General features: G+C 77.6%; 13 protein-coding genes and 1 pseudogene. 5 read left to right on the top strand and 9 right to left on the bottom strand.

Annotated features, from left to right (window positions below; all coding sequences use genetic code 11):
* Window positions 1-70: 70 nt before the first annotated feature.
* Window positions 71-457, bottom strand: coding sequence for a hypothetical protein (locus ACWIZO_RS12245; protein WP_448642709.1), 387 nt, complete (start codon window positions 455-457; stop codon window positions 71-73).
* 116 nt (window positions 458-573) lie between these two features.
* Here ACWIZO_RS12245 and ACWIZO_RS12240 point away from each other — a divergent pair, with 116 nt between their 5' ends.
* The gene (locus tag ACWIZO_RS12240) at window positions 574-2076 is read left to right on the top strand and encodes a phytoene desaturase family protein (protein ID WP_448642708.1); all 1503 of its coding nucleotides are present in this window, start codon (window positions 574-576) and stop codon (window positions 2074-2076) included.
* Between the two features lie 124 nt (window positions 2077-2200).
* Window positions 2201-2902, top strand: a pseudogene (locus ACWIZO_RS12235) (AfsR/SARP family transcriptional regulator); the annotation flags it as partial.
* A 109-nt stretch (window positions 2903-3011) separates the two neighbouring features.
* Here the strand turns inward: ACWIZO_RS12235 and ACWIZO_RS12230 are convergent.
* A complete protein-coding gene (locus ACWIZO_RS12230) occupies window positions 3012-5915 on the bottom strand; it encodes an ATP-binding cassette domain-containing protein (RefSeq protein ID WP_448642707.1) in 2904 nt (967 codons plus the stop codon).
* Window positions 5916-6066: 151 nt separating this feature from the next.
* Between ACWIZO_RS12230 and ACWIZO_RS12225 the strand changes: the two genes are divergently transcribed.
* Complete coding sequence (locus ACWIZO_RS12225) at window positions 6067-6576, top strand: DinB family protein (RefSeq protein ID WP_448642706.1); 510 nt, start codon at window positions 6067-6069, stop codon at window positions 6574-6576.
* Between the two features lie 3 nt (window positions 6577-6579).
* Here ACWIZO_RS12225 and ACWIZO_RS12220 read toward each other — a convergent pair whose 3' ends face one another.
* The 5 genes from ACWIZO_RS12220 to ACWIZO_RS12200 all read right to left on the bottom strand — a co-directional run bounded on the left by ACWIZO_RS12220 (window position 6580) and on the right by ACWIZO_RS12200 (window position 11183).
* The gene (locus ACWIZO_RS12220; protein ID WP_448642705.1) at window positions 6580-7218 is read right to left on the bottom strand and encodes a DUF4232 domain-containing protein; all 639 of its coding nucleotides are present in this window, start codon (window positions 7216-7218) and stop codon (window positions 6580-6582) included.
* 51 nt (window positions 7219-7269) lie between these two features.
* Entirely contained in the window at window positions 7270-8721 is a 1452-nt protein-coding gene (locus tag ACWIZO_RS12215) for a hypothetical protein (protein ID WP_448642704.1), read from the bottom strand.
* A complete protein-coding gene (locus ACWIZO_RS12210; protein WP_448642703.1) occupies window positions 8721-10247 on the bottom strand; it encodes a leucyl aminopeptidase family protein in 1527 nt (508 codons plus the stop codon). Before ACWIZO_RS12210 ends, ACWIZO_RS12215 begins: the two co-directional genes overlap by 1 nt.
* Before the next feature lie 89 nt (window positions 10248-10336).
* Window positions 10337-10504: a DUF3117 domain-containing protein gene (locus ACWIZO_RS12205; protein WP_012947303.1), complete on the bottom strand. Its 168-nt coding sequence runs from the start codon at window positions 10502-10504 to the stop codon at window positions 10337-10339.
* Window positions 10476-11183 carry a DNA-3-methyladenine glycosylase I gene (locus ACWIZO_RS12200; RefSeq protein WP_448642702.1) on the bottom strand — a complete coding sequence of 236 codons (708 nt, stop codon included), beginning with the start codon at window positions 11181-11183 and terminating at the stop codon, window positions 10476-10478. Before ACWIZO_RS12200 ends, ACWIZO_RS12205 begins: the two co-directional genes overlap by 29 nt.
* Window positions 11184-11365: 182 nt before the next feature.
* Between ACWIZO_RS12200 and ACWIZO_RS12195 the strand changes: the two genes are divergently transcribed.
* Window positions 11366-12142, top strand: a complete 777-nt coding sequence (locus tag ACWIZO_RS12195) for a TIGR04282 family arsenosugar biosynthesis glycosyltransferase (protein WP_448642701.1) — start codon at window positions 11366-11368, stop codon at window positions 12140-12142.
* Here ACWIZO_RS12195 and ACWIZO_RS12190 read toward each other — a convergent pair.
* Together ACWIZO_RS12190 and ACWIZO_RS12185 are read right to left on the bottom strand one after the other, a co-directional pair.
* Window positions 12108-12284, bottom strand: coding sequence for a hypothetical protein (locus ACWIZO_RS12190; protein ID WP_448642700.1), 177 nt, complete (start codon window positions 12282-12284; stop codon window positions 12108-12110). The genes ACWIZO_RS12195 and ACWIZO_RS12190 overlap by 35 nt on opposite strands.
* The gene (locus ACWIZO_RS12185; protein ID WP_448642699.1) at window positions 12281-14842 is read right to left on the bottom strand and encodes a fibronectin type III domain-containing protein; all 2562 of its coding nucleotides are present in this window, start codon (window positions 14840-14842) and stop codon (window positions 12281-12283) included. Before ACWIZO_RS12185 ends, ACWIZO_RS12190 begins: the two co-directional genes overlap by 4 nt.
* A 321-nt stretch (window positions 14843-15163) precedes the next feature.
* On the opposite strand from ACWIZO_RS12185, the gene ACWIZO_RS12180 reads away from it, so the two are divergent.
* Window positions 15164-16402 (top strand): DUF222 domain-containing protein, encoded by a 1239-nt coding sequence (locus ACWIZO_RS12180; protein WP_448642698.1) that lies wholly within the window; start codon window positions 15164-15166, stop codon window positions 16400-16402.
* The last annotated feature ends 260 nt before the right edge of the window (window positions 16403-16662 follow it).

Genomic DNA, 16662 nt, shown 5'->3' with positions numbered 1-16662 from the left:
AGCACGACGCAGTAGGCGACGCCGCCGAGCACGGTCAGCAGGTAGGCCAGGAAGACGGCACGGACGGAGCTCACGACCCCTCCACCAGGCAGTCGTAGCGGTCCTCGTCCGAGTGCGTGCAGCCGGCTGCGGCGACCCGCCAGCCGTCGGTCGTCTCGGTGAGGAAGAGCGTGTCGTCGGTGAGCCGCACCTGGGCCTCCGTGCCCCACACCTGGGCGGACTCGACCCCGCCGGTCCCCAGCCGCAGGTCCTGCAGCGCCGTGGCGCAGCCGGCCGGCTCCTCGTGCTCGAGGCTCTCGACGGCGGCCTCGGTGAGCAGCGCGCAGCGGTCGAGGGGGTCGCCGGCGGCGAAGTCCCCGGCCACCTCCTCGACCTCGGGCAGGTGGACGTCGGAGCACCCGGTGGGCAGCAGGAGGGCACCGGCCGCGAGGACGGCCGGTGCCGCTCCGACGCGCATGCCGCCTCCTCCCGCCCGCAGCCCCGCTGCTGAGGTGATCGTGAGCCGGACGGAGTGGTTCCGCCAGTCGGCCGTCACCCGGTCGTGGCCCTGACCTGGGGCACTACCGTGGGGGCGTGGCGCGGGTCGTGGTGGTCGGCGCGGGGCTCGGCGGTCTGGCCGCCGCCGCGCGGCTGGCGACGCTGGGCCACCGGGTCACCGTCCTCGAGCAGTCCGACGGCGTGGGCGGCAAGCTCGGCTGGTACGCCCGCGACGGGCACGCGTTCGACACCGGTCCGAGCCTGGTCACCCTGCCGCAGGTGCACCGCGACCTCTTCGACGCCACCGGCGGCCCGCTGGAGGACGCGCTCGACCTCCAGCGCCTCGACCCCGCCGTCGCCTACCTCTTCCCCGACGGCACCCGGCTGGCGGTGCCGGGCCACCTCGCGCAGGTCCCCGCCGCGCTCGACGGGGCGCTCGGGGAGGGCGCCGGCGCGCAGTGGCGGGCGCTGCTGGACCGCGCCGAGGCGATGTGGGCGATCACCGAGCAGCCGTTCCTGCGCTCGCCGCTGCGCGGGGCGGCCACCCTCGCCCGGCTGGCGCGCGACCCGGTCGACGTCGGCACCGTGGCGCCCTGGCAGACGCTGCGCGGCCTGGGCGCCCGCTACCTCCGCGATCCCCGGCTGCGGGTGCTGCTCGACCGCTACGCCACCTACTCCGGCTCCGACCCGCGCCGCGCCGCGGCGGTGCTGGCCACCGTCCCCTACGTCGAGCAGGCGTTCGGCTCCTGGTACGTCCGCGGTGGGCTGCACCGGCTGGCCGAGGCGGTGGCCGACCGCGCGCGCGACCGGGGCGCGCAGATCCGCACCGGCACCCCGGTGCGGCGGGTGCTGCGGAACGGCGGGCGGGTGGCCGGGGTCGAGCTCGCCGACGGCGGGGAGATGACCGCCGACGTCGTCGTCTCCGGTGCCGACGCCACCGCCCTCTACGCCGGGTTGCTGCCCCCCGACCGGCGCACCCGCGCCGTCCGTCGCGGTCTGACCCGGGCGACGCCGTCGCTGTCGGGGTTCGTGCTGCTGCTGGCGCTGCGCGGCCGCACGCCGGGACTGGCGCACCACACCGTGCTCTTCCCCGACGACTACGACGCCGAGTTCGACGCCGTCTTCGGCACCGGCCGTCACCGTGGCGTCCCCTGCCCGGTGCCCGACCCGACCGTCTACGTCAGCGCGCCCGACGACCCCGCCACCCGGCCCGACGACGACAGCGAGTCGTGGTTCGTGCTGGTCAACGCCCCGCGGCACGACCCCGACGGCGGCGTCGACTGGGACGCCCCCGGCCTGGCCGACCGGTACGCCGCGCGGGTGCTGGACGTCATGGCCGCGCGCGGGCTCGACGTCCGCGACCGGCTGCGCTGGTGCGTGCCCCGCACCCCGGCCGACCTGGCCCGCGAGACCGGCAGCGTCGGCGGCTCGATCTACGGCACGTCGAGCAACGGCGCCCGCGCGGCCTTCATGCGGCCGGGCAACGCGGCGCCGGTGCGCGGGCTCTACCTGGTCGGCGGGTCGTCGCACCCCGGCGGCGGGCTGCCGCTGGTCGCGCTGTCGGCGGAGATCGTCGCCGGCCTGGTGGGCCCCGCCTGAACCCGACGCCGGGGGGCCAGGGCGCTGGGGCCGGGGCGATGATCAGGTGACCTGATCATGACGTGTCCTCCCGCACGGTGCGCGGTGAGGGAGGACGCGCTGCGGTGAGGGAGGACGGCACCCGATGCGCTCCCCGCGCCGGTCCGGGGGCGGGCGCGTGAGTGGGAGACTCCCCGCCGTGCGGATCGGCTACCTCGGGCCGCTGGAGGTCACCTCCGACGGCCGCCCCGTGGCCGTGCCCGGCGTGCGGCTGCGCCGGCTGCTGCTCCGCCTGGCCGTCGACGCCGGCGCGTGGGTCTCCGGCGACGCGCTGACCGCCGCCGTCTGGCCCGAGGGCGGCACGGCCGACCCCGCCAACGCGCTGCAGTCGCTGGTCTCACGCCTGCGCCGCACCCTCGGCGACCCGGCGCTGGTGCAGCAGTCCCCGGCCGGCTACCGGCTCGCAGTCGACCCCGAGGACGTCGACGCCGTCCGCTTCACCCGCCTCGTGACCGCTGCCGGGACCGAGCCCGACGGCGCCGCCGCGCTCGCCGCGCTGGACGCCGCGCTGGCGCTGTGGCGCGGCCGGCCGCTGCAGGAGGACGACTCCCCCGACGCGACCGGCCCCCGGACGGCGCTGGAGGAGCTGCACCTCGGGGCCCGGCGCGAGCGCGCCGCCCGGCTGGTCGCCGCGGGCCGGGCCGCCGAGGCGCTGCCGGTCCTCGAGCAGCTCACCGCCGAGCACCCGCTGCGCGAGGACCTCGCCGCGGTCCTGCTCAACGCGCTGGCCGCCGCGGGCCGTCCCGCCGACGGGCTGGCCGCCTACGAGCGGCTGCGCGCCGCGCTGGCCGACGGCCTCGGCACCGACCCCTCCGCGCAGGTGCGCGACCGGCACCTGGCCCTGCTCCGGCTGGACGAGGAGCCCCCGCGGCCGGGCAGCAACCTGCGGGCGGCGGTCACCAGCTTCGTCGGCCGCGACGACGACGTCCGCGCCGTCCGCGAGCGGCTCGGCGCCGGCCGGCTGGTGACCGTGGTCGGCGCCGGCGGCGCGGGCAAGACCCGGCTGGCCGGTGAGGTCGCCGTGCAGGTGCTGGCCGACTCCGCCCGGCCGGCCGTCCCCGACGGCGTGTGGCTGACCGAGCTTCGCCCCGGTGGGCGACCCGGCAGCGGTACCGCAGGCGGTGCTCGACGCGCTCGGCGTCCGCGAGGTCGCGCTCCCCGACCAGCACACCGACCGGCACCGCGGCGACGCCCAGGCGCGGCTGGTGGCGCACCTGCGGGACGCGCGCTGCCTGCTCGTCGTCGACAACTGCGAGCACGTCGTCGACGCCGCCGCGGACCTCGTGGCCGACCTGCTCGGCCGCTGCCCGGGGGTCCGGGTGCTGGCCACCAGCCGGGAGCCGCTCGGCGTCGACGGCGAGACGCTGCACCCGCTCGGCCCGCTCGCCGTCCCCACCGAGGGCGCGACCGCCGCGGAGGCCGCGGCCAGCCCCGCCGTCCGGCTGCTGCTCGACCGTGCCCGGGCGGTGTCGGCCGACGTGACCGTGGACGACGCGGTGGTGGAGGTGGTCCGCCGGCTCGACGGGCTGCCCCTGGCCATCGAGCTGGCCGCCGCGCGGCTGCGGGTGCTGACGCCGGCGGAGCTGGCCGGCCGGCTGGCCGACCGCTTCCGGCTGCTCACCGGCGGCCGGCGCACCGCCACCCCGCGGCACCGGACGCTGCGCGCGGTGGTCGAGTGGAGCTGGGAGCTCCTCGGCGCCCGGGAGCGCGAGGTGGCCGAGCACTTCTCGGTGTTCGCCTCCGGCGCGACCGAGGACGCCGTCGCCGCCGTCTGCCCGTCCTGGCGCGCGGGGGCCGCCCGCGACGAGCTGGCCGACGTCCTGGCCGCGCTGGTGGACAAGTCGCTGCTCACCACTCTGCACACCCCCGGCGGCACCCGCTTCCGCATGCTCGAGACGCTGCGCGAGTACGGCGCCGAGCGCCTGGCCGAGGACGGCCGGGCCGCGGCCGCCCGCGACGCGCACGCCCGCTGGTACGCCGCGCTCGCCGCCCGGTGCGACCCGCTGCTGCGCGGCCCCGCCCAGCTGGAGGCGCTGCGGGTGCTCGACACCGAGCACGAGGACGTGCTGCTCGCGCTGCGGCACCTGGTCGACACCGGCGACGCGGCAGCCGCGCTCGAGCTCGTCGTCGACCTGTCCTGGTACTGGACCCTCCGCGAGAACGAGCGGGAGTCGGTGCGCTGGATCGGCGCCGTTCTGGCACTGCCCGGCGCCGCCGACTCCCCGCTGGCCCCGTTCGCCGACGCCATGCGGGGGATGATGACGTCGTACGCGGACTCCGACGGCCGTCCCGGCCGGGAACCAGCGCGGCTGCGCCTGCTCAGCGACCGGCTGGCACCGGTCGAGGGACTGCGTCCGGCGCTCACGGTGCTGCGGCCGCTGCTGCTCATGATGGCCGGCGCACCCGAGGACGCCGCGCCGCTGCTCGAGCGGGCCCTCGCCGCCGAGGACCCGTGGGTCCGCGCCAGCGCCCGCCTGATCCGGATGGCGTTCGCCCAGAACGACGCCGACCTGGCGTCGCTGCGGGCCGAGGCGGCCACCGGGCTGGCCGAGTGGGAGGAGCTCGGCGACCGCTGGGGCATCGGCGCGCTGCTGTCGGGGCGCGGCCAGGTGCGCACGCTCGACGGCGACCTCACCGGCGCGGCCGAGGACTACGAACGGGCCCAGCAGCTGGTCCGCGAACTCGGCGGCACCAGCGACCACCTGCTGGTGACCATGCGCCTGGCCGACCTGCGGCTGCGCGCCGGGGACGTCGAGGGCGCCCGGCGGCACCTCGCGACGATGCGGGCCGCGCGCTCCCTCGGCGCGGTCGAGGTGCTGCGCTCGGTGCTCGTGGCCGCGACCACGGGCTCGGTGGCGATGGCCGCCGGCGACCTGGACGGCGTCCGCGCGGGCTACGAGGCGCTCGCCGCCGTCCTCGCGGGACTGTCGGTGCCGGCGCCGCACTCCGAGCACATCGGCGCGGTCGGGCACGCCGCCGCGGGACTGCTCGCCCTGCACCTCGGCGACCTCGCCGCCGCGGGCGGTGGCCGCCGGGGTGACCCCGGTCAGCTCGCCGAGCAGCGCACGCACCTCCGGCAGCCGGCCGGCGTCGACCGGCCGGACCCGCAGCCGCTGACCGCCGACGTGGCGCTTGAGCCCGTCGGGGGTGTCGTGGGCGATCACCCGCCCGCGGTCGATGACGGTGATCTCGTCGGCCAGCGCGTCGGCCTCCTCCAGGTACTGCGTGGTCAGCAGGACGGTGGCGCCGTCGGCGACGACCCGGCGGACGACGTCCCACATCTCCTCCCGCTTGGCCGGGTCCAGGCCCGTCGTCGGCTCGTCGAGGAAGACCACCGACGGCCGGCCGACCAGGCTGGCGGCCAGGTCGAGGCGCCGGCGCATGCCGCCGCTGTAGGTCCTGGCGGTGCGGCCGGCGGCCTCGGACAGGTCGAACCACTCGAGCAGCTCGGCCGCCCGCGCCTTCGCGTCGCGGATGCGCAGGCCGAGCAGCTGGCCGATGAGCACCAGGTTCTGGGTGCCGGTCAGGTCCTCGTCGACCGAGGCGTACTGCCCGGTGAGCCCGACGACCGACCGGACGGCGGCCGGGTCGGCGAGGACGTCGTGGCCGGCGATCCGCGCGCGGCCGGCATCGGGCCGGACCAGGGTGGCCAGGCACCGGACGGCGGTGGTCTTGCCCGCGCCGTTGGGCCCGAGGACCCCCAGCACGGTGCCCTGGCGGGCGGACAGGTCGACGCCGGCCAGTGCCTGGGTGTCGCCGAAGCGCTTGGTGAGGCCCTCGGCCTCGATGACGGTGGTCATGCAGCTCTCCTCTCGTCGTCGGCGTCGACGGTGGAGGAGGGCGCTGGCACGGCCCGCACGCGGCGCTGGCACGGCTCGGGGCCCGGTGTCAGCGCCGGCCGGGACCCCGCGCGGGAGGACCGCCGTCGGTGGCCCGTGCGAGGGTCGGCGGGTGCGCACCGACCCGCCGGAGGACGCCTCCGAGACCGTCCAGGTCACCGGCTTCCTCGCCTACCAGCGCGAGACGCTGCTGCTGAAGACCGAGGGCCTGACGCGGGAGCAGTTGGCGCGGACGCTCCCGCCGTCGTCGATGACCCTGGCCGGGCTGCTGTACCACCTGGCCTACGTCGAGGAGTCGTGGTCGGTGGAGGACTTCGCCGGCCGGCCGGCGCCCGAGCCGTGGGCCGGTGTCGACTGGTCGGCCGACCGGGACTGGGAGTGGCACGCCGCCGTCGACCTGGAGCCGGAGGTGCTGCGCGAGCGCTACCGGGAGGCGTGCCGGCGCACCGACGAGGTCGTGGCGGCCACCGGCGACCTGGACGCGCTGTCGGCGGTGCCGCTGCGCACCGGGAATCGGTTCAGCCTGCGCTGGGTGTTGCTGCACCTGCTCGAGGAGACCGCCCGGCACAACGGGCACGCCGACCTGCTGCGCGAGGCCGTCGACGGCGTCGTCGGCGAGTGAGCCCTACTGCGCGAGCTCGGTCGCCCAGGCGGCGACGCCGATCTCGCCGGTGGTGCCGGCGTCGACCCACATCGGCAGCACCTGGCCGGGGTCGCCGGGCACGGGGACGACGCGCAGCGCCTGCCCCTCGGTGAGCCCGCCGTCGGTGACCGTGGCCGACCACGAGACGCCGGTGACCGCGCTCTCCCCCGGCTGCAGCACCAGCGGCGCCGGTCCCGGGTCGCGGACCATGTAGGTCGAGTCGTGGGCCACGGTGAACGGCAGCGGGCGGCCCGCCCCGTCGAGGACGGCGACGTCGGCGTAGCCGGTGACCTCCCGCGGCCGGTCGCCGCAGTTGGTGACCGTGACGACGACCGCGCGGTGGCCGAGACCGGCGTCGACCCCGCCCGCGGTCACCAGCAGACCCAGCGGCGAGCAGGTGGGCGCCGCGGTCGTGGGCGGCGCCGGCACCGGGGCGGGTGCCGGGGACGGCGTCGTCGGCACCGGCGCGGCCGCGGTCGGGTCCGGCGCCGGAGGCACGCCGATCCCGGCCGCGTCCGAGGCGGTCGGCAGGCGCGCGGCCAGCAGCACCAGGCCGGCGACGGCGACCACGGCGAGGGCCACGAGCAGCGGAGCCAGACGGCGGGCACGGGACGACGGCACGGGCGCATCCTGCCCCGGCGCGGCGGCCCGGTCGGGGACGCGGCGGCGTCCTCAGCCGCGCGCCGCCCCCAGGCCCAGCACGGCGGCCAGGCCCAGCACGCTGCGCGGGGCGTAGGCCGCCCGCCACAGCCCGCCGTGGACGGCGGCGTGCGCCTCGTCCTGCCACGGGTGCTCGTGCCGCGGGCCGCCGCCGGTGTGCAGGTCGTGCACCAGCAGGGCGGCCATGAGCACGTTGGACGTCGCGGGCTCGAACACCTCGACGCCGAAGCGGTGGGCGCCGGCGTAGGCCGCGGCCAGCGCACGGTTCTTGACCACCGAGCGGGTGCGGGTGGGCGGCGCGACGTTCATCGACACCGTCGTCCCGGCCGCCCGCGCGACCGTGGCCCGCCACCGCTGCAGCCGCTTGGCCAGCGCGTAGTTCGGGCCCTGCTGGGCGACCAGGTCGTCGCTGATGCCGGGGTCGGCGCCGGGGACGTAGGCCCGCTGCAGCAGCCGGCCCGCGGACAGGGTCCGCAGCGGACGGCCGACGAGCTTGCCGAACCGCGAGCGGTCCGCGTAGTTGCGTACGGACTGGGCCACGGCCTCCCCGGGGACGGCGAAGACGTCGGTGGGGGTGGCGAGGAAGGCCAGCGCCGTCTCCGGCCGGGCGTCCTGCAGGCGCACGGTGAGCGCGTCGACGGCCGCCGAGACCCGCACGTTGAGCGCGCCGTCGGCGTAGACGTAGTCGCCGAGGACCGGCTCGCCGGGCAGCCCGGCCAGCCAGTCGGCGACGGCGGGCACCTCACGCACCAGGTCGGCCCCGGCGCCGGCGGGCAGGTCGCCGCCGGTGGCGACCAGCAGCCTCCCGGCGCCGCGGCGGGCGGTGTCGAGCACCCGCCGCCACAGGTCCGGCCGGGGCAGGTCGACGCCGGCCACGGTGGCGCCCCAGCGCAGCAGCGCGGTCAGCGGCCCCATCTCCGCGCCGGCGCCGAGCACGGCCACGGTGCGCCCGGGCAGCGCGAGCCACTCCGGGTGGGCGGCCACGGTGCGCACCGCCTCGGCCGCCGTCGGCTCCATCACGCCGTACTCGACCCAGGTGTCCAGCCGCCGCTGCAGCTCCGCGCCGCGCAGCCGCCGGCCGTGGAAGGGCAGCGTGAGCTCGCGCTCGGGCTCGGCCTGCCCGGTCACCTCGCGCGTGGCGAGCACCCGGCCGGCCGGCGCGGTCCGCAGCGCGTCCAGCGGCTGCTCGCCGTCCTCGCCGCTCACCCGCAGCCGGCGGGAGACGGCGTCGAGCCCGGCGCCGGCGATGGTCAGCGCCGCCTCCGGGGAGGCCAGCCCGGCCTCGACCAGCCGCCGGAAGTGCACGAGGTAGCCGGCCCGCCAGTTGGTCTCCTGCTCGGCGGCGCGGGCCCCGACCGCGTCGACCGGGCGCAGCGCGTCGGCGACCACCGCACGCCCGACCGCCGCGGTGCTGCGCCGCCCGTCGGGGCCGACGGGGAAGACGACGCCGGTGTCGTCGTCCATCAGTCGGCCACCGTGGGCGGCGGGTCGAGCGGGGCGCCGGCCTCCAGCCAGCGCAGCAGGGTGCGAGCGCCGAAGCCGGTGCCGCCCTTGACCACCTCGGCGTCGTCGGAGCCGGCCCGCGCGGGACCGGCCACGTCCAGGTGCGCCCAGGGCAGGTCGCCGGCGAAGGGCCGCAGGAACAGCGCCGCGGTCGTGCCGCCGGGGTTGCCGGGGGCGTTGTTGGCGTCGGCGACGGCGCTGTCGAGCAGGTCGGCGTACTCCTCGGCCAGCGGCATCCGCCACACCCGCTCGCCGGCGTGCAGCGCCGCGGTGGACAGCGCGGTGGCCAGCCCGTCGGTGGTGGCGTAGAGGCCGGCCGTCCGGGTGCCGAGCGCGACCTTCATCGCGCCGGTCAGCGTGGCGACGTCGACCAGCACCGTGGCGCCCAGCTCCAGGCGCCCCCACGCCAGGCCGTCGGCGAGCACCATGCGGCCCTCGGCGTCGGTGTTCTGCACCTCGGTGGTGCGCCCGCCGACGTGCCGGACGACGTCGGCCGGCCGGTAGGACGAGCCCGACACCGCGTTCTCCGCGGCCGGGACGACGGCGGTGACCGCGACCGGCAGCCCGAGGCGGGCGGCGGCGTCGAGCGCGGCGAGCACCGCGGCCCCGCCGGCCATGTCGGTCTTCATCTCCCGCATGCCGGCCGTGGGCTTGATCGAGATGCCGCCGGTGTCGAAGGTGATGCCCTTGCCGACCAGCACCGGCCGGGCGGGGCCGGCGCCGGGCGGCTCGTAGGCGGCCACGACGACGCGCGGTGGGGACGCCGAGCCACCGCCCACGGCGAGCACGCCGCCGAAGCCGCCGTCGGCGAGCTCCTCGGGTCCGAGCACGGTGACCGTCACGTGCGGCAGGCCGGACAGCCGCCGGACGGCCTGCTCGGCCAGCCACGCCGGGTCCTTGGTGTTGCTGGGGGTGTTGACCAGGTCGCGCGCCCAGGCCACGGCGGAGCCGGTGACCTCCCCGGCCCGGGCGGCGGCGACCACGGCCGGGTCGGCGCCGTCGGCGGCGACGACGGCGACCGTGGCCAGGCGCGCCGGGTGCGGGGTGGAGGTCTCGCGGAAGCGGTAGCCGGCGAGCAGGGCGGCCTCGACGGCGGCGCGCACCTCGTCGGTGCCGGCCGGTCCGGCTGCGCCGTCGACGGGCAGGACCAGCCGGGTGGCGCCGGACTCGGCGAGCGTCTGCGCGCGGCGGACGGCGGTGGAGACGTAGCCGCGCAGGTGCGGCAGGGTGCCGTCGCCCAGGCCGACGGCGACGACGCTGCGCGGGCGGCGGCCGGGAACGGGCAGGTTCGTGATCGTGCCGGCCCGGCCGGTGTTGCCGGTGTCGCGCAGGGCGCCGGCGAGCAGTTCGGCCGGCACGGGCGCGGGGGTGCCGGGCGCCGGGGAGCTCAGCCAGGCGGGGAGCGCGCCGTCGGCGCCGACCGGGACGGCCAGGACGTCGTCCTCGCCGAGGGCGGGCAGGGTGGTCAGCAGGTCGACCCGCGGCAACGGGGCGGCCCCGGTCGCCGGCGTGCTGCCGGCGGCCGGGGCCGCGTCGTCGTGCGCGGGGCTGCCCGGGGGCAGCTGCGCTCCGGCGCTCAGCTGGTCGCGCCCTTCAGGGCCTCGGAGAGCGCCGCGGCCTCGTCGGGCGACAGCTCCACGACCAGGCGACCGCCGCCCTCGAGCGGCACCCGCATGACCAGGCCGCGCCCCTCCTTGGTGACCTCGAGGGGACCTTCACCCGTGCGCGGCTTCATGGCCGCCATGCGTGCCTCCTTCGCCGGCCACCCGCGACCCTGTGCGGCTGCGGTGTGGCTGTCCTTCGTGCAGTGAGCTCCGGGACCAATGATCCCGTATCCCGGTCGGGGCACCAACCGGGGCCCCCTGGCGGGTGGCTCCGGGGGCCGCCCTGAAGCACGTGCTCACGTGGTCGTCGACCATGCCGGTGGCCTGCATCAGCGCGTAGGCGGTGGTCGGTCCGACGAAGACGAAGCCCCGCCGCTTGAGCTCCTTCGCCATCGCCGCCGACTCGGGGCTGGTGGCGGGGACGTCGGCCAGCGTGGCCGGCCGCGGGCGCGGTCCCGGCGGCGCGAACGACCACAGCAGCGCGGAGAGCCCCTCGGGGACCTGCTGGGCGGCGCGGGCGTTGCGGACCGCGGCGGCGATCTTGGCGCGGTTGCGGACGATGCCGGCGCCGGCCAGCAGCCGCGCCTCGTCGTCCGGACCGAACCGCGCCACGGCGTCGATGGAGAACCCGGCGAACGCGGCGCGGAAGGCCGGCCGCTTGCGCAGGATGGTGATCCACGCCAGGCCCGACTGGAACGCCTCGAGGCAGAGCCGCTCGAACAGGGCGTCGTCGCCGTGCAGCGGGGTGCCCCACTCCTCGTCGTGGTAACGGACGTACTCCGGGGCGCTGTCGCCCCACGCACAGCGCACGCGGTCCACGGCCCGACCGTAGCCGCGGGCTCCGACGGTCCTCCGTGCTCGACGGCCGGCCATCCGGACGGATGGTCCCCGCGGGACCCGGGAGCGGTTCCCTGCGACGAGGGCCGGGGTCCGCTGGTGCCCGGTCCGACCACCTCCCCCGCGCGGCCCGGCGTGCGCGCGGCGCGTGCCGTGCCGGCCCGGTGAGCGGCGCCCTGGCGGCCCAGCTGCTGGTCCTGCCCCCACCCGGGCGCGGCCGGAGCCACCTGACCCCGCCGTGCGCGCCCGGTCAGGCCGCGGCGGTCACCGCGGCCGCGGTGGCCGACACCCTCGACGCGGTGCGGGCCACGCCGGTCGCGCGCCGGGTGGTCGCCCTCGACGGTGCTGCCGGCGACGGTGCTGCCGGCGACGGTGCTGCCGGCGACGGCACCGTGGGCGACGGCACTGCCGGCGACCTGGACCTGTCCGGCTGCACGGTCCTCCCGCAGGCCGACGGCGACCTCGGCACCCGGCCGGCCGCCGCCTTCGCCGACGCGATGGGGCCGGCCGGGGTGGGCCTGCCCACGCTGCTCATCGGCACGGACACCCCGCAGGTGACACCCGCGCTGCTGGCCGCCTGTCTCGTCCGGCTCCTGTCGGCGGGTCGGGGGACGGCCGTGCTCGGCACCACCCCGGACGGCGGCTGGTGGGCGCTGGGCCTGCACTCGGCCTGCCCGGCCCAGGTGCTGCCGGAGGTGCCGATGTCCGGGCCCGACGCCGCCGAGCGCGCCCGCGCGGCCCTCACCGACGCCGGGGTCACCGTGCTCGACCTGCCCGAGCTCGCCGACGTCGACCGCTTCCCCGGGGCGCTGTCGGTGGCCGAGGCCTGCGGGCCGGGCACCCGCACCGCCCGGGTGGTGGCCGAGGTCGCCGCCGTCCTCGACGGCGGCGCGGACCGGGCCGGCGTCAGCCGCGGGGCACCGTCACCGTCCCGTCGGTGAGGTCCTTGACGTAGAGGTCGCGGAGCCGGTTGGTGTCGGTCGGCGCCAGGGCCTGCGTCGTCACGACCACCCGGCCGCCGTCCACGGCCGCCAGCCGGCCGTACTCCGCGCTCGTGACCGTCCCGGTCGGGCCGCTCGTCACGCGGCCGGAGGCGTCGGCGGTGGCCAGGTCAGCCCGCCGCCGTCGAGGTCGCGGCGGTAGTGGTCGGTGTGGCCGTTGCCGTCGGCGGGCAGCGCCGCGGCCGCGGTGGCGAAGAAGCCGTAGCGGCCGGTCGGGTCGAGCTCGACCTGGTGCTCCCACACCGCCGTCTGCCCACTGCCCATCGCGACGACGGCGCCGGTGGCGGTGTCGACACGGTGGGCCACGCCGGTCGGCCCGCCGGCGGTCGGCGTCGACGTGGTCACCTTCGCGGCGGTCACCAGGGCGACGTGGCGGCCGTCGTCGCTGATCGCGACGTCCCCGGCGTCGCGGTACACGCCGAACTCCGTCGTCCGCCCGGCGGCGACCACCGACGAGACCACGACGGCCTGCCCGGCACCGGGACCGGACAGGCTCTTGCGGTAGAGCACGACCGGGCCGGTGCCGCCCGCGGCCGGGAAGAGCGCGAAGCGGCCGTCGGGGGTGACGGCGAGGGCGGGGCCGGTGGGCGTGCGCCCGAGCTCGCCACCGGCCGACGACGTCGAGACGCGGGTGACCGCGCCGGTCGACAGCCGCTTGGCGAAGACGTCGACGGCGCCGTTGGTGTCGCCGGGCACGAGGTCGGGGCGGGCCGAGTAGAAGAGCACCAGGTCGCCGTCGCCGGAGACGACGACCGTCGGGCTGGTCGCGTACACCGCCGACCCGGTCTGCAGGACGGTGCCCGGCACCGAGGCGTGCACCCGGCCGGCTGCCGGCACGCTGACGAGCTGCCAGGTGCCGTCGCGGGTGTCGAGGCGGTAGACGTCGGCGAGGCGGTTGGTGTCCTCGGCGCGCAGCGCGGCCGTGGTGGCGAGCACGACGTAGCGGCCGTCGTCGCTGACCGCCGGCGCCGCGGCGTTGGTGGGGTCGCTGCTGCCGGTGGCCGACGCCGGCAGCGGGGCGATGCGCCGCGCGGTGCCGGCGGACCGGTCGAGCAGGTACAGCTCGTAGGCGGTGTTCGTGTCGGCCGCCTCCCACCGGGCGGAGGTGCCGATGACGACGAAGCGGCCGTCCGCGCTGGCGGCCACCCCGCCGCTCTGCCCGGCGCCCTCGGCGGGCACCCGCGTCGCCACCGGGGTCACGGTGATCTCGGCGGACGCCGGAGAGACCTGTCCGGCCGCGTCGACGGCGACCACGCGGAAGCGCCGCTCGGTGCCGTTGGCCAGGCCGGTCACCGTCGTCTGGGTGGCCGGTGCGGTGACCGTGGCGACCACGCTGCCGTCCTCGGCGAGGACCCGGTACGCGGTGACGTCGGGCTCGGGGACGGCGGTCCACCGCAGCACGGCCTGCCCGTCCCCGGCGGTCACGGCCGGCGCGGTCGGCGCCACCGGCGGGCGGTCGGGGGCCGGGGTGGCCGGCACGGGGTCGCCGGTAGGTGAGGCGTTGCCGTGGGTGTCCACGGCCAGGAGCCGGTAGGCGTAGGTGGTGTCGTTGACCACGCCCGTGTCGGTCCAGGTCGTGCCGGTGACGCGGGCGGCCTCGACGCCGTCGCGGTGGACGACGTAGGCGGCCAGGTCGGGCTCGGTGTTCGCCGTCCAGGCCAGCTCCACCCGGCCGTCCCGGGCCGTGGCGGTCAGGCCCCGCGGGGTGGCTGGCGGCGTCAGGTCCGTCGGGCGCGCGCTCACCGCCGGATCGGAGGCCGGGGACGCGTTGCCGTGGGTGTCGACCGCCACGAGGCGGTAGGCGTACGTCGTGTCGTTCACGACCCCCGTGTCGGTCCACGTCGTCCCCGTCACGCGCGCCACCTCGACCCCGTCCCGGAGGACGGCGTACACGCCCAGGTCCGGCTCGGGGTCCGCCGTCCAGGTGAGGACGACGCGCCCGTCGCCCCGGACCGCGGCGAGCCCGGTCGGCGCACCCGGTGGGGTCTGGTCGACCGGCCGGGCGGAGGCCACGGGCGTGGAGCTCCCCGACCAGTTTCCCGAGGTGTCGTGCGTCTGCACCGCGTAGCCGTAGGTCTGGTCGGCGACCACCGCGGTGTCGGTCCAGGAGGCGGTGACCCGCCCGGGGAGCAGCCCGGAGACGGGGGTGCCGTTGCGGAGCCCGCGGTAGCCGTCGGCGTCGCCATCGGCGCTGTTCGGCGTCCACGTGACCGTCACCCGCAGGTTGCCGGCGGTGACCGCGACGCCGGTGGGCGCCGCCGGGGCGACGGAGTCGCGCGGGGTGCCGGGCACCGGAGTGCTGTAGGTGGTGCCGACGCCGGAGGACCCGAGGAACGAGGTCTTCGTGCCGACGGTGACCTGGTAGGTGTGGCCGTTGACCAGTCCGCTGACGACCGCGCTGGTGCCCGTGGGGCTGGCCTTGAGGACGCCGTCGAGGAGGACGTCGTAGGCGGACACGAAGCTCTCGGTGGATGCGGTCCAGGACACGGTGAGCGCGCGGTCGGAGCCCACCGCGGACACACCGGTGGGTGGCACGGGGTCGGCGAAGCTCACCGGCTGCAGGTCGGCACCCTGGGGCGCCGACCCCGAGCCGCTCAGCCCGACCGCGCCGACGACGGCGGCCGCCAGGAGGCGGACCACCCACCGGCGTGGCCGTCGCCGTCCCTCGGTGTCGCCCTACCGGGTCACCCTCGTCTCCCCCCGGGCACCCGGGTCGGACAGGCACCGGTGGGAGGTGTCGGACGGCGGAGCGGGGAGTTGAGTCCGGTCCCGTTCGTCAATCCACCAGCCCGTGGCTGCCCCACGTCGCGCCACCGGCGACGCACGACGGGCCGGGTGTCGCATCGTCGCCGCGGACCCGTGCCCCTGTTGCTGTCGAGAGGCACTCCGGATCTGTGGACGCGCCGCTGACCTGCGGATCCAGGTCGCGGGGCGGACTCTACCTCGCTAGACTTCGAACAGGTGATCGAAGTGGTGGGAGGTGTTGTGGACGAGCTGCTCGCCGCACTGGAGGCCCTCGCCGCCGAGGACCTCTCGCCGGCGTTCGGTCCGCAGTTGCTCGACCGCGAGAGGTTCCTCCTGGCCGCGGTCAACCGGCTGACCGCCGAGCTCGCCCGCACCACGCGGCAGTGCGAACTCGCCCAGGCCCCGGAGCACGACGGGTTGAGGTCCATGCCGTCGTGGCTGCGTGGGCACGGCCACCTGTCCCCGACCGAGGCCGGGCGGCTGGTGCGCATCGGGCGGGCGCTGGAGTCGCTGCCCGCAGTGGCGGCCGCCTTCGCTGCCGGCGCGGTGACCGCCGGTCAGGTCGGCGAGATCGCGAGGGTCGTCGAGCCGGACAACGTCGCCCGTGCCGCCGAGCAGGACATCGACCTGGCCGAGGTCGACGCCGCCATGGCGGTCGTGGCTGAACACCAGCCGCACCAGGAGCTGGCGCAGGTGGTCGCCGGCTACCTCGCCCGGCTCGATCCCGACGGCCCCGAACCCGACCCCACCGAGGGGCGGCGGCTGACCATCGTCAAGCACGCCGACGGAACGCTCACCATCCGCGGCGAGCTCGACCCGGTCGGCGGGGAGAAGGTGCAGGCCGCGCTGGAGTCCCACGTGCAGGCCGACCGCCCCGCCGGGGACGAGCGGACCCGCGCCCAGCGGCTGGGGGATGCGTTCGTGCAGCTGTGCGACAACCGGCTGGCGTCGGGGTCGCTGCCGGTGCTGCGCACCGTCAAGCCGCACGTGGCGGTGCGCATCGACCTCGACGACCTGGCCGACCCCGCCACCGGCCCGGCCACCGCCCGGATGGGGTTCGGCGCGGTCGTCTCCGCCGCCCGCGCCCGCTGGATCGCCTGCGACGCCACCATCTCCCGGGTCGTCATGGGCCCCGACGGCGCACCCATCGACCTCGGCCGGGAACAGCGAGTGGCCGACCGCCACCTGCGCCGCGCGGTCGAGCTGCGCGACGGCGGCTGCGTGTTCACCGGCTGCGGCGCCCCCACCTGGTGGGCGGAGGTGCACCACCTGGTGCACTGGCTCGACGGCGGCCCCACCAACCTGGACAACTCCGCCCTGCTGTGCGAGCGGCACCACACCAAGGTCCACCACGGCTTCCGCGTCGAACGACAACCCGACGGCCGCTGGCGCACCTGGCGACCCGACGGCACCGAGATCCGCACCCGACCACCACTCCTGCAACCCGCCGCCTGAGCCGCGACCCGTTCGACCTCCCGAGTCACCGGACACGCCTGCACGACCGGCCGCCGACCACAGCGGACGGTCACGCGGGCGCGCGTGCTGGCCGACCCCGGGGTCGCGCCCGCGGGTGAGCTCCGGCAGGTCGAGGACTATTGGCGTCAGCACCAGGTCGAACGCCACCGCGCCATGCGCATCCGACCACGCGCGCCGGGGCGTCCCGCACCTCCGGACGGCCGCACGGACCATCCGCGTGCCCGTCGCGGCCCGCGGTG

The organism is Geodermatophilus sp. URMC 63, from assembly GCF_053502565.1.
Note: the sequence above shows the minus strand (reverse complement) of the source record. Positions and strands in the feature narration are given on the sequence as shown.

What these genes read in the sequence shown, in the direction of transcription:
- ACWIZO_RS12245 (WP_448642709.1), bottom strand. Translation starts at nt 457, where the DNA reads ATGCGCGTCGGAGCGGCACCGGCCGTCCTCGCGGCCGGTGCCCTCCTG.
- ACWIZO_RS12215 (WP_448642704.1), bottom strand. Translation starts at nt 8,721, where the DNA reads ATGGACGACGACACCGGCGTCGTCTTCCCCGTCGGCCCCGACGGGCGG.
- ACWIZO_RS12230 (WP_448642707.1), bottom strand. Translation starts at nt 5,915, where the DNA reads ATGACCACCGTCATCGAGGCCGAGGGCCTCACCAAGCGCTTCGGCGAC.
- ACWIZO_RS12205 (WP_012947303.1), bottom strand. Translation starts at nt 10,504, where the DNA reads ATGGCGGCCATGAAGCCGCGCACGGGTGAAGGTCCCCTCGAGGTCACC.